Origin of the sequence: Paracoccus angustae (assembly GCF_042648745.1) — a bacterium.
GTDB lineage: Bacteria > Pseudomonadota > Alphaproteobacteria > Rhodobacterales > Rhodobacteraceae > Paracoccus > Paracoccus angustae.
On sequence record NZ_JBHRXY010000002.1, the window covers coordinates 478186 to 493763 of the forward strand.

Annotated in this window: 16 protein-coding genes and 1 pseudogene; 9 read left to right on the forward strand and 8 right to left on the reverse strand. The window is 68.3% G+C overall.

Going from position 1 to position 15578, the window contains the following annotated elements; genetic code table 11:
* The first annotated feature begins 1 nt into the window (after position 1).
* Genes hemW through ACFOM8_RS05455 form a run of 3 tightly spaced genes read left to right on the forward strand, consistent with a single transcriptional unit; the run spans position 2 to position 2108 of the window.
* On the forward strand, positions 2-1180 hold the full coding sequence (gene hemW, locus ACFOM8_RS05445; protein ID WP_377760076.1) for a radical SAM family heme chaperone HemW: 1179 nt from the start codon (positions 2-4) through the stop codon (positions 1178-1180).
* Position 1181: 1 nt separating this feature from the next.
* The gene (locus tag ACFOM8_RS05450) at positions 1182-1535 is read left to right on the forward strand and encodes a YbaN family protein (protein WP_377760020.1); all 354 of its coding nucleotides are present in this window, start codon (positions 1182-1184) and stop codon (positions 1533-1535) included.
* Between the two features lie 39 nt (positions 1536-1574).
* The gene (locus tag ACFOM8_RS05455) at positions 1575-2108 is read left to right on the forward strand and encodes a DNA-3-methyladenine glycosylase (protein WP_377760078.1); all 534 of its coding nucleotides are present in this window, start codon (positions 1575-1577) and stop codon (positions 2106-2108) included.
* Here ACFOM8_RS05455 and ACFOM8_RS05460 read toward each other — a convergent pair.
* The gene (locus tag ACFOM8_RS05460; protein ID WP_377760022.1) at positions 2071-2760 is read right to left on the reverse strand and encodes an SOS response-associated peptidase; all 690 of its coding nucleotides are present in this window, start codon (positions 2758-2760) and stop codon (positions 2071-2073) included. The genes ACFOM8_RS05455 and ACFOM8_RS05460 overlap by 38 nt on opposite strands.
* 64 nt (positions 2761-2824) lie before the next feature.
* A complete protein-coding gene (locus ACFOM8_RS05465; protein ID WP_377760024.1) occupies positions 2825-4309 on the reverse strand; it encodes an HWE histidine kinase domain-containing protein in 1485 nt (494 codons plus the stop codon).
* A gap of 342 nt (positions 4310-4651) precedes the next feature.
* Between ACFOM8_RS05465 and ACFOM8_RS05470 the strand changes: the two genes are divergently transcribed.
* The 4 genes from ACFOM8_RS05470 to ACFOM8_RS05485 all read left to right on the forward strand — a co-directional run bounded on the left by ACFOM8_RS05470 (position 4652) and on the right by ACFOM8_RS05485 (position 7100).
* Positions 4652-5086, forward strand: coding sequence for a YsnF/AvaK domain-containing protein (locus ACFOM8_RS05470; RefSeq protein WP_377760026.1), 435 nt, complete (start codon positions 4652-4654; stop codon positions 5084-5086).
* The gene (locus ACFOM8_RS05475; RefSeq protein ID WP_377760028.1) at positions 5076-6083 is read left to right on the forward strand and encodes a YsnF/AvaK domain-containing protein; all 1008 of its coding nucleotides are present in this window, start codon (positions 5076-5078) and stop codon (positions 6081-6083) included. Before ACFOM8_RS05470 ends, ACFOM8_RS05475 begins: the two co-directional genes overlap by 11 nt.
* A 411-nt stretch (positions 6084-6494) precedes the next feature.
* Complete coding sequence (locus ACFOM8_RS05480) at positions 6495-6743, forward strand: hypothetical protein (protein ID WP_377760030.1); 249 nt, start codon at positions 6495-6497, stop codon at positions 6741-6743.
* 9 nt (positions 6744-6752) lie between these two features.
* Positions 6753-7100 carry a hypothetical protein gene (locus ACFOM8_RS05485; RefSeq protein WP_377760032.1) on the forward strand — a complete coding sequence of 116 codons (348 nt, stop codon included), beginning with the start codon at positions 6753-6755 and terminating at the stop codon, positions 7098-7100.
* Here the strand turns inward: ACFOM8_RS05485 and ACFOM8_RS05490 are convergent.
* The 6 genes from ACFOM8_RS05490 to ACFOM8_RS05515 form a co-directional block, all read right to left on the reverse strand.
* The gene (locus ACFOM8_RS05490; protein ID WP_377760034.1) at positions 7074-8579 is read right to left on the reverse strand and encodes an FAD-dependent oxidoreductase; all 1506 of its coding nucleotides are present in this window, start codon (positions 8577-8579) and stop codon (positions 7074-7076) included. The two genes, ACFOM8_RS05485 and ACFOM8_RS05490, sit on opposite strands and share 27 nt — an antisense overlap.
* A gap of 2 nt (positions 8580-8581) precedes the next feature.
* The gene (locus ACFOM8_RS05495; protein WP_377760036.1) at positions 8582-9613 is read right to left on the reverse strand and encodes a quaternary amine ABC transporter ATP-binding protein; all 1032 of its coding nucleotides are present in this window, start codon (positions 9611-9613) and stop codon (positions 8582-8584) included.
* Positions 9606-10493, reverse strand: a complete 888-nt coding sequence (locus tag ACFOM8_RS05500; RefSeq protein ID WP_377760038.1) for an ABC transporter permease — start codon at positions 10491-10493, stop codon at positions 9606-9608. The genes ACFOM8_RS05495 and ACFOM8_RS05500 overlap by 8 nt, the downstream gene beginning before the upstream one ends.
* 66 nt (positions 10494-10559) lie before the next feature.
* Positions 10560-11558 carry a glycine betaine ABC transporter substrate-binding protein gene (locus tag ACFOM8_RS05505; RefSeq protein WP_377760040.1) on the reverse strand — a complete coding sequence of 333 codons (999 nt, stop codon included), beginning with the start codon at positions 11556-11558 and terminating at the stop codon, positions 10560-10562.
* Positions 11559-11633: 75 nt separating this feature from the next.
* On the reverse strand, positions 11634-12422 hold the full coding sequence (locus ACFOM8_RS05510; RefSeq protein ID WP_377760042.1) for a pyrroline-5-carboxylate reductase family protein: 789 nt from the start codon (positions 12420-12422) through the stop codon (positions 11634-11636).
* Positions 12423-12680: 258 nt separating this feature from the next.
* Positions 12681-13313 (reverse strand): TetR/AcrR family transcriptional regulator, encoded by a 633-nt coding sequence (locus tag ACFOM8_RS05515; protein ID WP_377760044.1) that lies wholly within the window; start codon positions 13311-13313, stop codon positions 12681-12683.
* Between the two features lie 149 nt (positions 13314-13462).
* Between ACFOM8_RS05515 and hpbA the strand changes: the two genes are divergently transcribed.
* Together hpbA and ACFOM8_RS05525 are read left to right on the forward strand one after the other, a co-directional pair.
* On the forward strand, positions 13463-15499 hold the full coding sequence (gene hpbA / locus ACFOM8_RS05520) for an N-methyl-L-proline N-demethylase HpbA (RefSeq protein WP_377760046.1): 2037 nt from the start codon (positions 13463-13465) through the stop codon (positions 15497-15499).
* A gap of 3 nt (positions 15500-15502) precedes the next feature.
* Positions 15503-15578 (forward strand): annotated as a pseudogene (locus ACFOM8_RS05525) (electron transfer flavoprotein subunit beta/FixA family protein); the annotation flags it as partial.

Sequence of the window (15578 nt, forward strand, 5' to 3'; positions counted from 1 at the left end):
GATGCCGGGGCCGGACAGCTTCGCGACGGAAGACTGGCGGGCCGGGGGCTTCGGCCTTTACGTCCACTGGCCCTTTTGCGCGGCCAAGTGCCCGTATTGCGACTTCAACAGCCATGTGGCGCCCGCCGTGGACCAGGCCCGCTGGGCCGCCGCGCTGTCGTCCGAGATCGCCCGGCTGGGCGCGGAACTGCCCGGCCGTCACCTGGGCAGCATCTTCTTCGGGGGCGGCACGCCCTCGCTGATGGAACCTGAAACCGTTGAGTCCGTCCTGGGCGCCGCCCGCGCCGCCTGGAGCTCCGCCAACGATATCGAGATCACGCTGGAAGCCAATCCCACCAGCGTCGAACGCGGGCGTTTCCGGGGCTTCGCCGAGGCGGGCGTGAACCGGCTGTCCATGGGCATCCAGGCGCTGAACGACCCCGACCTGAAGCGCCTTGGCCGGATGCATTCCGTGGCCGAGGCCCGCGCGGCCTTCGACGTGGCGCGGGCCTGCTTCAGCCGGGTCAGCTTCGACCTGATCTATGCCCGCCAAGGCCAGACGCGGGACGCTTGGCGGGCGGAACTGCACGAAGCCCTGGCGATGGCCGTGGATCACCTGTCGCTTTACCAGCTGACCATCGAACCCGGCACCGCCTTTGGCGCGCGGGCGGCGGCGGGCAAGCTGCGCGACCTGCCCGACGACGACCTGGCGGCCGACATGTACCTTGAAACCCAAGACATCTGCGGGGCGGCGGGCATGGCGGGCTACGAGACCTCGAACCATGCCCGATCCGGCGCGGAAAGCCGCCACAACCTAGTCTATTGGCGGCAGGGCGATTGGGCGGCGGTCGGTCCGGGCGCGCATGGCCGCATCACCCTGCCCGGCGGGCGCTTCGCCACCGAGGCGCATCGGACGCCCGGCGCTTGGCTGCAATCCGTGGAAAGCCGGGGAACGGGCGAGTCGCTGCGCGAGTTGGTGCCGATGGATGAACAGGCGACCGAATATCTGCTGATGTCCCTGCGATTGAACGAAGGGCTGGACGAGGCCCGCTACGCCCGCCTGGCGGGCGCCCCCCTTGATCAAGGCGCGGTCGGACGGCTGGCCGATCTGGGCATGGTGGAACGGGCAGGCGGACGGTTGCGCGCGACCCTTGCGGGCCGTCCGCTGCTGAACGCCATCCTGCGCGAACTGGCGGCCTGAGATGCGGCCCCTGTGGTATGCCATCGGACTGCTTGCCCTTGCCCTGGGCATCATCGGCATCGCCCTGCCGGTTCTGCCCACGGTGCCCTTTCTGCTGCTGGCGGCGGCGGCCTTTGCCCGCTCCAGCCCGCGTCTGGAACGCCGGATCCTGAACCACCCGACCTATGGCCCGCCCGTCCGGGCCTGGCGCGAGCGCGGCGCGATCAGCCGGCTGGCGAAGATCTGGGCCACGCTGGCCATGGCCTGCGGGGTGGGCTTCAGCCTGCTTGTCGGAATGCCGCTGTGGGTCGTGGCGGCGCAGGCCATGATCTGCACCGCCATCGCCGCCTTCGTGGTGACGCGGCCGGAAGCCTGACCCATGACCGAAGTCCCGTTTCGCGACCGGATCGCCGGAATGGGCGCCGTTGATCTGGCCCGCCGCCTGATCGGCGCCACCCTGACGGTCCGCGGCGCGGGCGGCACCGTGATCGAGACCGAGGCTTACCGCCGCGACGACCCCGCCTCGCACAGCTTTCGCGGCCCCACGGCGCGCAACGCCTCGATGTTCGGCCCGGCGGGGCACGCCTATGTCTATCGCTCCTACGGAATCCACCTGTGCCTCAACGTGGTGGCCCGACCGGGCGAGGCGGTGCTGATCCGGGCGCTGGCCCCGGCAACGGGCGTGGACCTGATGGAACGGCGGCGGAACAGCGCGCTTTTGTGCAACGGCCCCGGTCGGCTGGCCCAGGCGCTTGGCATCCGGCCCGAGGATGACGGCGCCCCCTTCGACGGCCCGGACCTGTTCATCACCCTGTCCCCCGTCCTGCACGGCCTTCTGGCCGGACCGCGCATCGGCATCAGCCGGGCGCGGGATCTGCCCTGGCGCTTCGGCCTTGCCGGCGCCCGGGGCCTCAGCCGTCCCTTTCCCCCGCAGGCGGCCGGGCCGTGACGGGCCGTTCCACCATCGCCAGCGCGTCGTCGGCCAGGGGCCGCTGAAGCGCGCGGGCGACCGGCCAGGGGGCGGTCATCCAGGTCTCGATCTCGTCCGGTTCCGTCAGGATCACCGGCATCGCCTTGGGGTGAACCGGCCTGACCACCGCATTGGGTTCGCAGGTCAGAAAGGCGAACAGCTGATGCTCGCCCCCGCGCGGGGTCTTCATCGACCCGCGGGTGCCGGTCCACGGCGTCCAGATGCCCGCGAAGAAGAACAAGGGCTGCGTTCCGTCCAGGGCGAACCAGTGCAGGGGCTTGCGCTTCGTGACCGGATCGGGCCTTTGGCCGTATTCCGAAAAGGCCGTGGCGGGCACCAGGCAGCGGTTTCCGGTGCCCAGCCAGCGGCGCCAATGCGGACTGGCGGTGTTGCGGATGTTGGTCACGCCCGCGTCGGGCGCATCGGGGGCCTTCAGGAACTGCGGCGGCGTGGGCATTCCCCAGGTCAGCCGCGCCAGCTCTCGCCCCCGGGGCGTGTTGCGCACCACCGGCGCGGGCCGGTCGGGATAAATGTCCAGCGCGGGTTCCAGATTGCCCAGGCTGTCGCGCATCGCGCCCGCGATGTCGCGGATCGCCTGCTGGTTGGTGGTCAGGCTGTACAGGTTGCACATGGCGGGCGTTCTCCTTGGTCAGCCGGCATGTCCCGGTGCGGCCCCCGCCCCGCCCCCCGCGGGATCAGTCCGAGGTCTGGAAGCTCAGCAGATCCGCGCTGATTTCGCAACGCAGCCCGTCGGGCGCGTAATCCGTCACCACCTCGCAGTCGGCCGTGCCGGACAGGCCCGCCCCGATCAGGCGCGAACCCGATCCGAAGCTTTCCGGCTGGCTGACCGGGGGGCCGCCCTCCTCGGTCCAGGTCAGAACGAAGCGGTCGGTGCCGCGGGCCGACCGGGCGGTTCCCCAGTCGATGCGCACGGTGCCGCGGTCGCCGGACAGGGCGCCGTACTTGGCGGCGTTGGTGGACAGCTCGTGCAGGATCAGCGACAGCGACAGCGCCGGGCGCGGCCCGATGGCCAGGGCCGGCCCCTGGACCCGGAAGCGCGTGCCGCCGTGGTCGTGCAGCGCCAGGGCCTTCTGGACGATCTCCTCGACCGTGGTGCTGCTGGCGCGGCCTTCGATCAGGATGTCGTGGGCGCCGGACAGAACCCGGATCCGCTCGCTCAGCGCCTTGGTGGCCGAGGCCAGGTCGTCGGCCGAGCGCAGCGTCTGGTTCACGATCGCCTGGACCATCGCCAGCTGGTTCTTCATGCGGTGGCTCAACTCGCCCAGCAGCATCTGCCGCCGCTGATCCTCGTCCACGCGCTCGGTCACGTCGAGGGCCTGGACGAAGATGCCGTTGATCGCATCGGAATCGTCGCGGATCGGATGATACAGGAAATCCAGGAAATGCTGCTTGGGGGTCGCGCCGGGGTGGCTTTGCAGGGTGATCGGGATATGGCGCCCGACATGGGATTCGCCCGTCTGGTAAACCCGGTCCAGGATGTCCACGAAGCCCTGGGCCACGACCTCGGGCAGGGCCAGGCGCACGGGCCTTCCGATGACATCGCGGTTGCCCACCAGCCGCAGGTAATCGGAATTGGCGAAGCGGAAGATGTGGTCCGGCCCGCTGAGCAGCGCCACGGCGCCAAGAGCCACCTCGAAGATCTGCAAGAAGCCGCTGCGTTCGACCCGCTGGGCATCGCGCAGGGCGACGGCGCGGGTGGTTTCGGTGCAGGGGCAGAACATGCCCCGCACCGCGCCCGAACGGTCGCGCACCGGCGTATAGGAAAAGGCGAAGTTGGCCTTTTCGGGATAGCCGTTGCGGTGCATGGTGAACTGGATGTCCTCCATCGAGGTGCTGATGCCGTTATAGGCCGCCGCGATGATCGGCTCGACCTGGTCCCAGATGTCGAACCACAGATCCTTGAAGGGCCTGCCCAGGGCCGCGGGATGGCGCCGCCCGCACATGGCCGCATAGCCGTCGTTGTAAAGCGTGATCTGCTGCGGACCCCAGACGATCAGCATCGGCTGGGCCGACACAAGGGCCATGCCCACCAGCACGGCCAGTTCGTCCGGCCAGCCCGAGGGGGGGCCGAGCGGATTGCGGGCCCAGTCCAGCCCGCGCAGCAATGCACCACAGTCTCCGCCGCCCTGAAGGATCGGCTCATTCTCGGCGTCAATCATATCACAATGGAAATTGAATGTTTTCCGTTTCCTAGACGGGGTTTCGGTCCGCCGCCACTAAACTTTTCTTAGCGGCCCCCGCTTTGGCAGAATGCCGCCCCCCGGGTCTGCCCGACCAGGATCAAGCCGCTTCCCGGATGTCCCCGGAAGGCGCCGGTTCAGACGGCCCGATCCTTGCCTTTCTTGTGCGATTTCAACGATGAACTGTGAAGCGGCAGGATCGCCGCGCTTGCATGGGCCCCCGGCCCCGCGCCCCAGGCCGCGCATCCCCGCCGATAACGGCGATGTCAGGGAACGCATGGCGCGATGCTTTGTTGTCCCTCACCGGTTGCGGGGGAAGACATGTCCGAGGATCAGAAAACCACGTTTCTTCCCATTGTCGAGGAAACGCTGTCCCTGACAAGCCGAAAAGTGGTCACCGGCCGGGTGCGAATCGCGACCCGGACCGAATCCGTCGACCAGATCCTGCCCGCCGATCTGTCCAGTATGGACGTGGAGGTGACACGGGTTCCCGTGGACCGCAAGATCGACGCCGCGCCCGGGATCAGGACCGAGGGCGACCTGACCATCATCCCCGTTGTCGAGGAGCGGCTTGTCGTCACGCGGGAACTGTATCTGCGCGAGGAAGTTCATGTTCGCCGCGTCGAAAGAACGGACACCATCGAGATACCGGCGACCACCCGTCGCCAGACCGTCCAGATCGACCGTCTTCCGCCCGGGGGCGACGACGCCGGTCCGGCCCAAATCCAGAACAAGGACGATCAAGATGACCTATGACAACGAAGCCGGCACCACGAGAACGACCTCTGTTTCGGCGCTGTTCGACAGCGAGACGGATGCGCAGCGCGCCGTGGACAGGCTTGTGCAGGCCGGCATTCCCTCGGCCAGCATCCGCATGGTTGCGGGCGGATCCGACACCGCCGCCGCCACGGCCGCGGGCACCGACAATCGCGACAAGGGCTTCTGGGACAGCCTTGGCGACTTCTTCTTCCCCGACGAGGACCGCTATACCTACGCCGAGGGCCTGTCGCGCGGCGGCTATCTGGTGACGGTGACGGGCCTTGCCGCGTCGCACTACGACACCGCCCTGGACATCCTGGACGACGAGGGCAGCATCAACCTGGACGAGCGCGAGCAAAGCTGGCGCGCCGAAGGCTGGGGCGGCTACGAGGCCAGTTCCTATGCCACCCGGACCGGCGGGACCGCCGAACCCTCGATCAGCGGCTATGACGCCGCCGGCCTGCAAACCGATCGCGACGCCGCGCGCGATTACGACACCGCGGGCACCGGCGCGACCGGCACGGGCATGGGCACGGGCACGGGCGCGGCCCGCACGGGCATGGGCACTGGCACTGGCACTGGCACGGACGAGTCGATCCCGGTGATCGAGGAACGCCTCCAGGTCGGCAAGCGCGAAACCGCCCATGGCCGCGTCCGCGTCCGCGCCTACACGGTCGAGCAGCCGGTCAACGAAAGCGTCGAACTGCGCGAGGAACGCGTCGAGATCGAGCGCCGGCCGGTGGATCGTCCCGTTGACGCCGGGGACACGGCCTTCCAGGACCGCACCCTGGAGGCCGAGGAATACCGCGAGGAAGCGGTGGTCCAGAAGGAAGCCCGCGTGGTCGAGGAGATCGGACTGCGCAAGACCAGCGACACGCATCGCGAAACCATCTCGGACACCGTCCGCCGCACCGAGGTCGAGGTCGAGGACGACCGCACGGACCCGAACCGCACGGATGTGAACCGCACCGATCTGGATCGCGACCGCACCTGACGGCTTTTCTGCCGCAGCCACCGATCCCCGCGCCATCGCGCGGGGATTTTTCATGCCCCTTCCGCCCATCCCCTGCGCTTCAAGCCTCCTCCCGGCGGCCCGTTCGGATACCCGGAGCGATCGTCGCCGCGGATGCCGCCGTTGCGGACCGTGTGAACCAGCCCCGCCGCCCGCGCGACGGCGCGTCGCGGACCGCCTGCATGAAGGGTCCGGGGTCGCGGCGGAACGCGCCGCGCTTCAGGTCGCGGGGCACCGTCAGGCCCGGCGTCGCTGATTGACCATGTCCCGCAGGCCGGTCCACGGGGAATGACGATCCTTATTGCCGGCCACCCGTTTCCGGCAAGATGCCTTTGCGCAGCCGTCCGTTCCAGGCGCTTGCGGAAGACGGTTTCGGGCTGGCCGGGCCCGGCGATGATCGCCGGCGGCCTGAACGGGGACGGCGAAACCGGGATCGCGCAGGTCCGCCTCCGCCAGGGTGAACTGCGCGGACCCCCCGGCGGCCAGGCAGATAAAGATCGGCCCGTTCAGGTCGCGCGACTGGACGGGCCTCAACCCGTGCTTCATGGGATCGAAATCCGGTCCCATGTTGTTGACCCGGATCAGCCGTCCGCGCCCTTCACGATCACCACGCTCTGGGCGCCGACCACCAGCGTCGCATAGTTGCTCGCCTTGACCAGCTACGCCGCCGGAACCGCATCATCGCCGTGGGAACGCCGCAGTTCGCCGCGGCCCTTGCCATCCGGGGGCCATGCGGATCTGGCCCATGCGCCGCTGGTCCATTACGACAGGAACCACAGGACCAACCGGGCCGAATGGCTGGCGATCCGGGGCGGTCCCGCGCCGGCGGGCCGGGGGCTGTTCGTGAACAACCCCATGATCGCCTTGCAAGCCGCGCAGGACATTGCGTCTTCGGTCCCGTTCCGCGTGGTGATCCATCCCCGCGCCTCGGCCGGGGCGCGGCTGTTCGCCAGCTGGCTGCTGCGCGACGCCTCAGCCGGTGGGGCGCAGGTCGGCTGACACTGGCGTCATGGCGGGGTAGATCCGGTCGGTCTCGTCGTGAAAGCGGCGCAGCTCCCGGATGCGCCGGTCCTCGGACCAGCCGAGGGCGGCGGCGGCGAGGCGGGACAATTCCTCGGCCCGGCCGCGGCCCCCGTCGGGATCAAGGCCACAAGGCAGGCGGCGGCGGATCAGGTCGTCCAGACGGGTGACATGTTCGGTCCTCAGGATCCGCGCGATGTCGCCGTCCGGTTTCGGGATCGTCCCCGCGGCAGGCGCCCCGCGCCGCCCCAGCCGCCGTTCCACCGCCCGCGCCGCCATCCTCGCCGCGTGGCGGTGCAGCATGATTGTCGATCCGGTGACGGCCAGCAGGTTCGGGCGGCCCGGCTCCTCGACCACGCGGACCGGCAGCACGGTTTCCCGCCCGTCCAGGGTCGAGGTCGGGCGCACCCCGCACCAGCAATGAACCACATCCCCGCGCGTCAGGTCCAGGCGCGGGAACAGGCGGTTCGCCTCGGCCAGGATGTAATCGACCTCGGCATCGGTCACGCGGATGTCGTCGGGATCGTCGCGGACCACCGTTTCGGTCGGGCCGATGAAATGCAGGTCGCGCCAGGGAAAGACGTAAAAGGGTTCTCCCTTGCTGGAAAACGCCTCGAGCCCCTGGCCCCGGAACCCTTCGGGCAGGCGCACCATCACGTTGACGCCCTTGACGCCCAGCACGCGCGGCCCGGTGCCCCCGCCCGGCACGCGGTCGATCCAGGGACCGGCGGCGTTGATCACCAGACCGGCCGCCACACGCGCCTGCGCCCCGGCCTCCGCGCGGTCCTCCGCGCGGTCCTCCAGCGCCACCCGCCAGCCGTTCCCTGCCCGCTCGATCCCCGCGACGGCGGTATAGGTCCGCAGGGTGGCGCCGCGCCGTTCGGCATCCAGCGCGGTATCGACGCAGATCCGCTCGGGCCAGGCATACATGTATTCCTGAAAGGTGCCGATCCCGGTCAGCGCGCCGCCCAGTCCGGCGGCCATGGCGCTTTCGCCGGCAGCCCGGGCCACCGGTTTGCGGCGATAGGACAGCGGCACCCTCCAGCCGCCCAGCGCCTCCATCAGCCGGAATCCCAGATCCACCAGCCAGGGCGGATAGCGGTCGCCCCTGCGGAAAGGGTAATGGAAGCGGTGCCGGGTCAGGTGGCCCGGCATGTCGCGCACCAGTTCCGCCCGGCACCGCATCACCGCCCGCGCATAAAGCAGCCGACCGATCATGTCGCGCGGCCGGAAGGCCATCTGCCACAAGGGATAACGCGCGGCCAGATAGCCCAGACCGGAGTAAAGCATCCGGCTGGACCGGGACGAGGTGCCCGCCCCGATGTCCCCGCGGTCCGCCAGCAGCACGCGGAACCCCCGGGCGGCCAGTTCGCGGGCGGTGGCGCAGCCCACGGCCCCGGCGCCGACGATCACCACGTCGAAGCGGTCCCCGTCCAGATCGGTCAGCGCGGTCCGCATGATCAGGCCGCCCCCGCCGCGACCGAGATCGCGCGGTCCAGCGACAGCCGGCCCACGGCCCGGCCCGCCTTGTCTTGAACCTCCAGATGCTGGACGCCCCGGGTCATCATCTGCCGCATCGCATCGGTCAGCGTCACGTCGGACCTGACCATGATGCCCGGCGCCAGGCCGTTGATGCCCAGCGGCTCCATCACGGAAGCCACCTGCACGACCTTGCCGCGATCCACATGCTGGACGAAGTTCGCCACATAATCGTCGGCCGGGTTCAGCACGATGTCCTGGCCGGTGCCCTGCTGGATGACCCGTCCGTCGCGCAGCAGCGCGATGCGGTCGCCGATGCGCAGCGCCTCGTCCAGGTCGTGGGTGATGAAGACGATGGTCTTGCGGACCTCCTGTTGCAGGTCCAGCAGCACGGTCTGCATGTCGTAGCGGATCAGCGGGTCCAGCGCCGAATAGGCTTCGTCCATCAGCAGGATCGGCGCGTCGTTGGCCAGCGCGCGCGCAAGCCCCACGCGCTGCTGCATCCCGCCCGACAGCTGGCTGGGATACTTGTGTTCAAACCCCAGCAAGCCCACGCGTTCGATCCAGCGCATCGCCACCTTGTTGCGCGCGGTCCCGTCCACCCCTTGCACTTCCAGGCCGTAGCCCACGTTCTCGATCACGGTGCGGTGCGGCAGCAGGCCGAATTTCTGGAACACCATCGCCGTCTTGTGGCGGCGGAAGTCGCGCAGGGCCTCGGGGGTCATGCCGACGACATCCTGGCCCTCGATCACGATCTGGCCCGCGGTCGGGTCGATCAGCCGGTTGATGTGGCGGATCAGTGTGGACTTGCCCGACCCCGACAGGCCCATCACCACCTGGATGGCGCCTGCGGGGATGGAGATGTTGATGTCGCGCAGGCCCAGGACGTGGCGGTGGCGGTCGTTCAGTTCCGCCTTGGTCATGCCGCGGTTCACGGCATCCACGTAATCGGCGCCGCGAGGGCCGAAGATCTTGTAAAGATTGCAAATCTCGATCCCGATGGGTTCAGACATGGTGGCCCCCCCGATGTTTCTGCAAGCGGCGGCCCCAGGCCTGGCTGACGCGGTCGAAGACGATGGCGATGCCGACGATGGCCAGCCCGTTGAACAGGCCCAGCGTGAAATACTGGTTGGAAATCGCCTGCAACACCGGCTGGCCCAACCCCTGAACGCCGATCATGGACGCGATCACCACCATGGCCAGCGCCATCATGATGGTCTGGTTGATCCCCGCCATGATCGTGGGCAACGCCAGCGGCAGTTCCGCCTTGACCAGCCGCTGCCAGCGGGAGCTGCCAAAGGCATCCGTGGCCTCCAGCACCTCGCCATCGACCTGGCGGATGCCGAGGTTGGTCAGGCGGATCATCGGCGGGATCGCATAGATCACCACCGCGATCAGGCCCGGAACCTTGCCGATGCCCAGCAGCATCACCACCGGGATCAGATAGACGAAGGGCGGCATGGTCTGCATCACGTCCAGAACCGGGTTGACGAAGGCCTGCACCCGGTCGGACCGCGACATCAGGACGCCTACGGGCAGGCCCACCGCGATCGCCATCAGCGTCGAGGTGAGGATCATCGAGATGGTCTTCATCGTGTCCTCCCACATGCCGAAGGCGCCGATCACGGCAAGGGTCAGGATGGCGCCCATCACCATCTTGGCGCTGCGGCTGGCCAGCCAGGCCAGGGCGGCGGCGATCAGCATGACGATCGGCCAGGGGGTGCTGGTCAGCAGGTCCTCGGACCAGTTGAGGAAATGGCGCAGCGGATCGAACAGGCCTTCGATGGCGTCGCCATAGCTGCGGGTGAAGGATCTGAAGCCATCGTCGATGGCCCGTTTCAGATCGCGGAGCAGGCCGTTGTCGATCTGCGGGAATTCGTCAAACCACGTCATGGCGACCTCATGGATTGGGTGGTGCTACCACAAGCGCGCGGGCGGCGCGGGCCGCCCGCCCTTGGTTCACAGGGCGTCCTTGATCCTTTCGGCCGCTTCCGCGCTGACCCAGCCCGTCCAGATCTCGGGGTGGGTTTCCAGAAACCGGAGCGCGCCGTCCTCTCCGGTGGCCTGGTTGTCGGTCATCCAGGCCATCAGCGCGTTCACGGTCTGGTTCGACCAGCCGCGTTTGGACAGGTATTCCATGACCGCCGGATCGGTCTTTTCCGAAAAGTCCTTGGCCACCAGCGTCAGCACCTCGTCCGCGGGCCAGTTGTTGGGCTTGGGATCGGCGCAATCGGCAACGGCGGTGCAACGGTCCCATTCGGCCTGGTCCAGCGGCACGCCGAAATCCACCTTGACCATCTGGTACTTGCCCAGCAGCGAGGTCGGCGCCCAGTAATAGCCGATCCAGCCCTCGCCCCGTTCATAGGCCCGCGCGATCGAGCCGTCATGGCCCGCCGCCGATCCGGTATCGACCAGTTCGAAGCCATGCTCCTCGGCCTTGAAGCCCTTTGCCAACTGGGTGGTGATCACGGTGCCGCCCCAGCCCTGCGGGCCGGTATGGATGGCGCCCACGCCCTCCTCGCCGGTGCCGGGGAACAGTTCGGGATGTTCCAGCACGTCGGCCACGGTTCTGATCTCGGGATACCGGTCCTGGACGAACTTCGGCATGAACCAGCCCTGCACGCCGCCGTCCGACAGCGACTTGCCGACGGCGACGATGCTGCCCTCGTCCATGCCCTTCCTGAACAGTTCCGGCATCAGGCCGACCCAGCCTTCGGGGATGATCTCGGGCTCGCCCTTTTCCACCAGCGAGGTGATGGCGGGCACCGTGTCGGCGATGATCACCTGGGCGTCGCAGCCATAGCCCTCGTTCAGGATGAACTGGTCCAGGCTCGCCAGAACCTCGGCGCTTTGCCAGTTCATGCTGGCAATGGTCAGCGCGCCGCATTCGGCCAGGGCCGCGCCCGACCACAAGGTCAAGGGCAACGCGAGGGTGGTGGCAAATGTCAGTTTGTTCATGGTTCTTCCCTGTCGGCGGCCCTTCCCGTCCGATGCCGCCGGGCCGCCGCCGGGGCCGGACCGCGGGGATTTCATCTAATCCTTCGCCGCGTCGGCCATGGCGCGGGCCTTCGCTGTCGCGGCTTCAAGCGCGGCCCGGATGGCCGCGGAAAAGCCCGCCGCTTCGGCGGCCTCGATCCCGGCCGCCGTGGTGCCGCGGTAATCGCGATAGGCCGCCAGCAGCGCGGGCGCCTCCGCGATGCGTCCCGCCAGCATGGCCGCGCCGCCGCAAACCGCGGCCTCGGCCGCGCGCCAGGCGATGTCGGGCGGCACGTCCTGGCCGGTCATGAAGTCCGCCATGGCGGCCGCCATCAGCGCGGGATAGGCCGCGCCCGATCCGGGCAGGGCGGTCATCAGGTCGATCTGCGGTTCCCGGGGAATTTCGTCCGAGGTGCCGATGGCCGACAGGATCATCGTCACCGCCTGCCGGTCCGCGTCGGTCACGCCGCCGTCGGCCCACCAGGGCGACCAGGATCGGCCGATCCCGGCGGCCGCGTTGGGCATGGCGCGGACGATGCGCCCGCCGCAGGCCCGCAGGCGATCCGCGCCCACCCCCGCCATGAAGGACAGAACCAGCTTTCCCTCGGCGCGCAACCGCAAGGCGGGCCAGTCCTCGGGCCTGACCGACACCACAACGACATCCGACAGCGCCGCCAATTCGGCAGGGTCGCGCGCCCATCTGACCGGGTGCCCGTGGTAATCCGGGCGCGGGCCGCTGCGGTTCGCGATCACCATCCGGTCCGGCGCCACGATACCCCCGGACAGCAACCGGCCCCCCAGGGCCGATCCCAGCCATCCCGTCGCGCCGATGATGCCGATCCGCATGCCTTTTCTCCCCCCCCCCTTGGTGCCGGGCGTCGCGGCCCGGGCCTTTGTCACTGGCTACAATCCCGCCCCTCGCCTTGCAACAAAATGTTCATGACTGTCATCCTAAAGTTCATGAAAGCGCATCATATATGCACAACAGAACCCGCAAACGACTTTCGTGAACATGCTGCGCGATACCTAAATCCGGCACGGACGCCTTGTTCGGGGCGACCATGGGGCATCGGGCGAATCGGCGGATCGGTTCAAGCGACCTTTTCAGGCCTGGGCGCGACGGATTCCGGCATTGAATCGGGCGATCTCACGCGGTTCGGGCTCTCGGCCCGAGTAGATCTTCACATAAAGCGGAATGCGCGCCAGCCGCGTCTCGATGTCCTCCTGGGCCTGCATCGAGATATAGCCGATCTGGACCAGATAGATCGTGCGCGCCCGCACATCGGCCTCGACCGGGTCATGGCCCCAGCGGGCCATCATCCGGGTCAGCGCGTCCAGCCGCGCGTCGTCCGCGGCATGAACCCGGGCTGCCACCTGCTCGTCCTGCAAGGCCCAGCTCCGCACGGCGAATTCCAGGCGCGAATCAAAGACATTCGCCGCCAGAAAGCAGGTCAGCACGTTCAGCATCGCCTCGGACACGCTTTCGGCGTATTGCGTGGTGGCGTCCACCAGGGGCTTGGTGGTGCGGTCTTCCCAGCCGTCGATCAGGGCGGCCAGCAGCGCCTCGCGGTCTTCGAAGAACCAGTAGAAGCTGGTCCGCGACAGGTTCAGCCGCTTGGCCAGCGGCAGGATCTTCACGGCGTCGATGCCGCCCTCGATCAGCGCCTGATAGCCGGCGTCAAGCCAGCCTTCGCGCGATCCGCGCCATCCGGTTTCTGGTGCATGTGCCTGATCCATGTCCTTGTCGATATGCAATCGAACCCCGTCCCACAAGTTGAATGTGCAATTTTGGGTGCCTTGCGTTCACGCATGATTTTTAACTTGACGCATGTGAACATTTCAGGGAACGTCCTGTCAGCGCATTCCACCTTCTTCGCAGGCAGTCCATGTTGAACGATCCCCTTCTTCAGCCCTTCCAGCTCAAGCACCTGACGCTGCGCAACCGGATCATGATCACCAGCCACGAACCGGCCTATCCCGAGGACGGGATGCCCAAGGACCGCTACCGCGCCTATCACGTGGAACGCGCCAAGGCGGGCGTGGCGCTGACCATGACCGCCGGATCGGCATCCGTGTCGCGCGACAGCCCGCCGGTCTTCAACAACATCCTGGCCTGGAAGGACGAGGTGGTGGGCTGGATGCGCCAGCTTGCCGACGAATGCCATGACCACGGCTGCGCGGTGATGATCCAACTGACCCATCTGGGCCGCCGCACCCGCTGGGACAAGGCCGACTGGCTGCCGGTGGTCTCGCCCAGCCACGAACGCGAGGCCGCGCACCGCTCCTTTCCCAAGAAGATGGAGGACTGGGACATCGCCCGCATCATCGGCGATTACGTCGATGCCGCCGAACGGATGAAGGCGGCGGGCCTGGACGGGCTGGAATTGCAGGCTTACGGGCATCTGATGGACCAGTTCTGGTCGCCGCTGACCAACGACCTGGACAACGAATACGGCGGCAGCCTGGACAACCGGCTGCGCTTCACCTTCGACATCCTGCGCGGCATCCGCGACCGCTGCGGGCCGGACTTCCTCGTGGGCGTCCGCTACACCGGCGACGAATGCCTGCCGGGCGGCTTCGACGCGGCGGACGGCATCGCCATCTCGCAAAAGCTGAAGGACAGCGGGCTGGTGGATTTCCTGAACGTCGTGCGCGGCCATATCGACACCGACGCGGGCCTGACCGACGTGATCCCCGTCCAGGGCATGCGCAACGCCCCGCACCTGGAGTTCGCGGGCCAGATCCGGCGGGCCACCGACTTCCCGACCTTCCACGCGGCCAAGATCCCCGACGTGCCCACCGCCCGCCACGCCATTGCCGCGGGTCTGGTGGACATGGTCGGCATGACCCGCGCCCACATCGCCGACCCGCACCTGGTCCGCAAGATCGTCGAGGGCCGCGAGGACGACATCCGCCCCTGCGTCGGCGCGAACTACTGCCTGGACCGCATCTACCAGGGCGGCCTGGCCTTCTGCCTGCACAACGCCGCCACGGGGCGAGAGGAAACGATGCCCCACGCGATCCCGCCCGCGCCCGCGAAGAAGCGCGTGACGGTGGTGGGCGCCGGTCCCGCCGGCATGGAGGCCGCCCGCGTCGCCGCCGAGCGCGGCCATGACGTGACCGTGTTCGAGGCCGCCGACCGGCCCGGCGGCCAGATCCGCCTGACCGCGCTTCAGGAACGGCGGCGCGAGATGATGGCGATCATCGCCTGGCGGCAGGCGATGTGCGAGAAGCATGGCGTGTCCTTCCGCTTCAACAGCTTTGCCGAAGCGGACGACGTTCTGGCGACGAACCCCGACGAGGTGATCATCGCCACCGGCGGCCTGCCCCATACCGAGGTGCTGGCCGAGGGCAACGACCTGGTGGTCTCGGCCTGGGACATCCTGTCGGGCGACGTGAAGCCCGGCCAGAACGTGCTGGTCTATGACGACGCGGGCGACCATGCCGCGCTGCAAGCCGCGGATCTCATCGCGGCCACGGGCGCCAAGGTCGAGATCGTGACCCCCGACCGCGCCTTCTCGCCCGAGGTGATGGCGATGAATCTGGTGCCTTACATGCGCAGCCTGCAACGGCGCGACACCACCTTCACCGTGACCTGGCGGCTGCGATCGGTCGCGCGCGACGGCAACCGGCTGCGCGCCACCCTGGGCAGCGATTACGGCGACATGACCCGCGACCGGATCGTCGATCAGGTGGTGGTCAACCACGGCACCCGGCCCCTGGACGAGCTTTACTTCGACCTGAAGCCCTTGTCCTCGAACGGGGGCGAGGTCGATTACGAGGCGCTGACCACCGGCGCGCCGCAGGAGGTTCGCAAGAACCCCGATGGCACCTTCCGCCTGTTCCGCATCGGCGACGCCGTGGCCGCCCGAAACACCCATGCCGCGATCTACGACGCGCTGCGTCTGGTAAAGGACATCTGAAACATGAAGATCCTGGTGCCCGTGAAGCGGGTGATCGACTACAACGTGAAGGCTCGGGTGAAGGCGGACGGGTCCGGCG

Bases quoted from the DNA above. Each gene is read 5' to 3' on its own strand.
- hemW (WP_377760076.1), top strand. From the start codon at position 2: ATGCCGGGGCCGGACAGCTTCGCGACGGAAGACTGGCGGGCCGGGGGC.
- ACFOM8_RS05450 (WP_377760020.1), top strand. From the start codon at position 1,182: ATGCGGCCCCTGTGGTATGCCATCGGACTGCTTGCCCTTGCCCTGGGC.
- ACFOM8_RS05455 (WP_377760078.1), top strand. From the start codon at position 1,575: ATGGGCGCCGTTGATCTGGCCCGCCGCCTGATCGGCGCCACCCTGACG.
- ACFOM8_RS05460 (WP_377760022.1), bottom strand. From the start codon at position 2,760: ATGTGCAACCTGTACAGCCTGACCACCAACCAGCAGGCGATCCGCGAC.
- ACFOM8_RS05465 (WP_377760024.1), bottom strand. From the start codon at position 4,309: ATGATTGACGCCGAGAATGAGCCGATCCTTCAGGGCGGCGGAGACTGT.
- ACFOM8_RS05470 (WP_377760026.1), top strand. From the start codon at position 4,652: ATGTCCGAGGATCAGAAAACCACGTTTCTTCCCATTGTCGAGGAAACG.
- ACFOM8_RS05475 (WP_377760028.1), top strand. From the start codon at position 5,076: ATGACCTATGACAACGAAGCCGGCACCACGAGAACGACCTCTGTTTCG.
- ACFOM8_RS05480 (WP_377760030.1), top strand. From the start codon at position 6,495: ATGATCGCCGGCGGCCTGAACGGGGACGGCGAAACCGGGATCGCGCAG.
- ACFOM8_RS05490 (WP_377760034.1), bottom strand. From the start codon at position 8,579: ATGCGGACCGCGCTGACCGATCTGGACGGGGACCGCTTCGACGTGGTG.
- ACFOM8_RS05495 (WP_377760036.1), bottom strand. From the start codon at position 9,613: ATGTCTGAACCCATCGGGATCGAGATTTGCAATCTTTACAAGATCTTC.
- ACFOM8_RS05500 (WP_377760038.1), bottom strand. From the start codon at position 10,493: ATGACGTGGTTTGACGAATTCCCGCAGATCGACAACGGCCTGCTCCGC.
- ACFOM8_RS05505 (WP_377760040.1), bottom strand. From the start codon at position 11,558: ATGAACAAACTGACATTTGCCACCACCCTCGCGTTGCCCTTGACCTTG.
- ACFOM8_RS05510 (WP_377760042.1), bottom strand. From the start codon at position 12,422: ATGCGGATCGGCATCATCGGCGCGACGGGATGGCTGGGATCGGCCCTG.
- ACFOM8_RS05515 (WP_377760044.1), bottom strand. From the start codon at position 13,313: ATGGATCAGGCACATGCACCAGAAACCGGATGGCGCGGATCGCGCGAA.
- hpbA (WP_377760046.1), top strand. From the start codon at position 13,463: ATGTTGAACGATCCCCTTCTTCAGCCCTTCCAGCTCAAGCACCTGACG.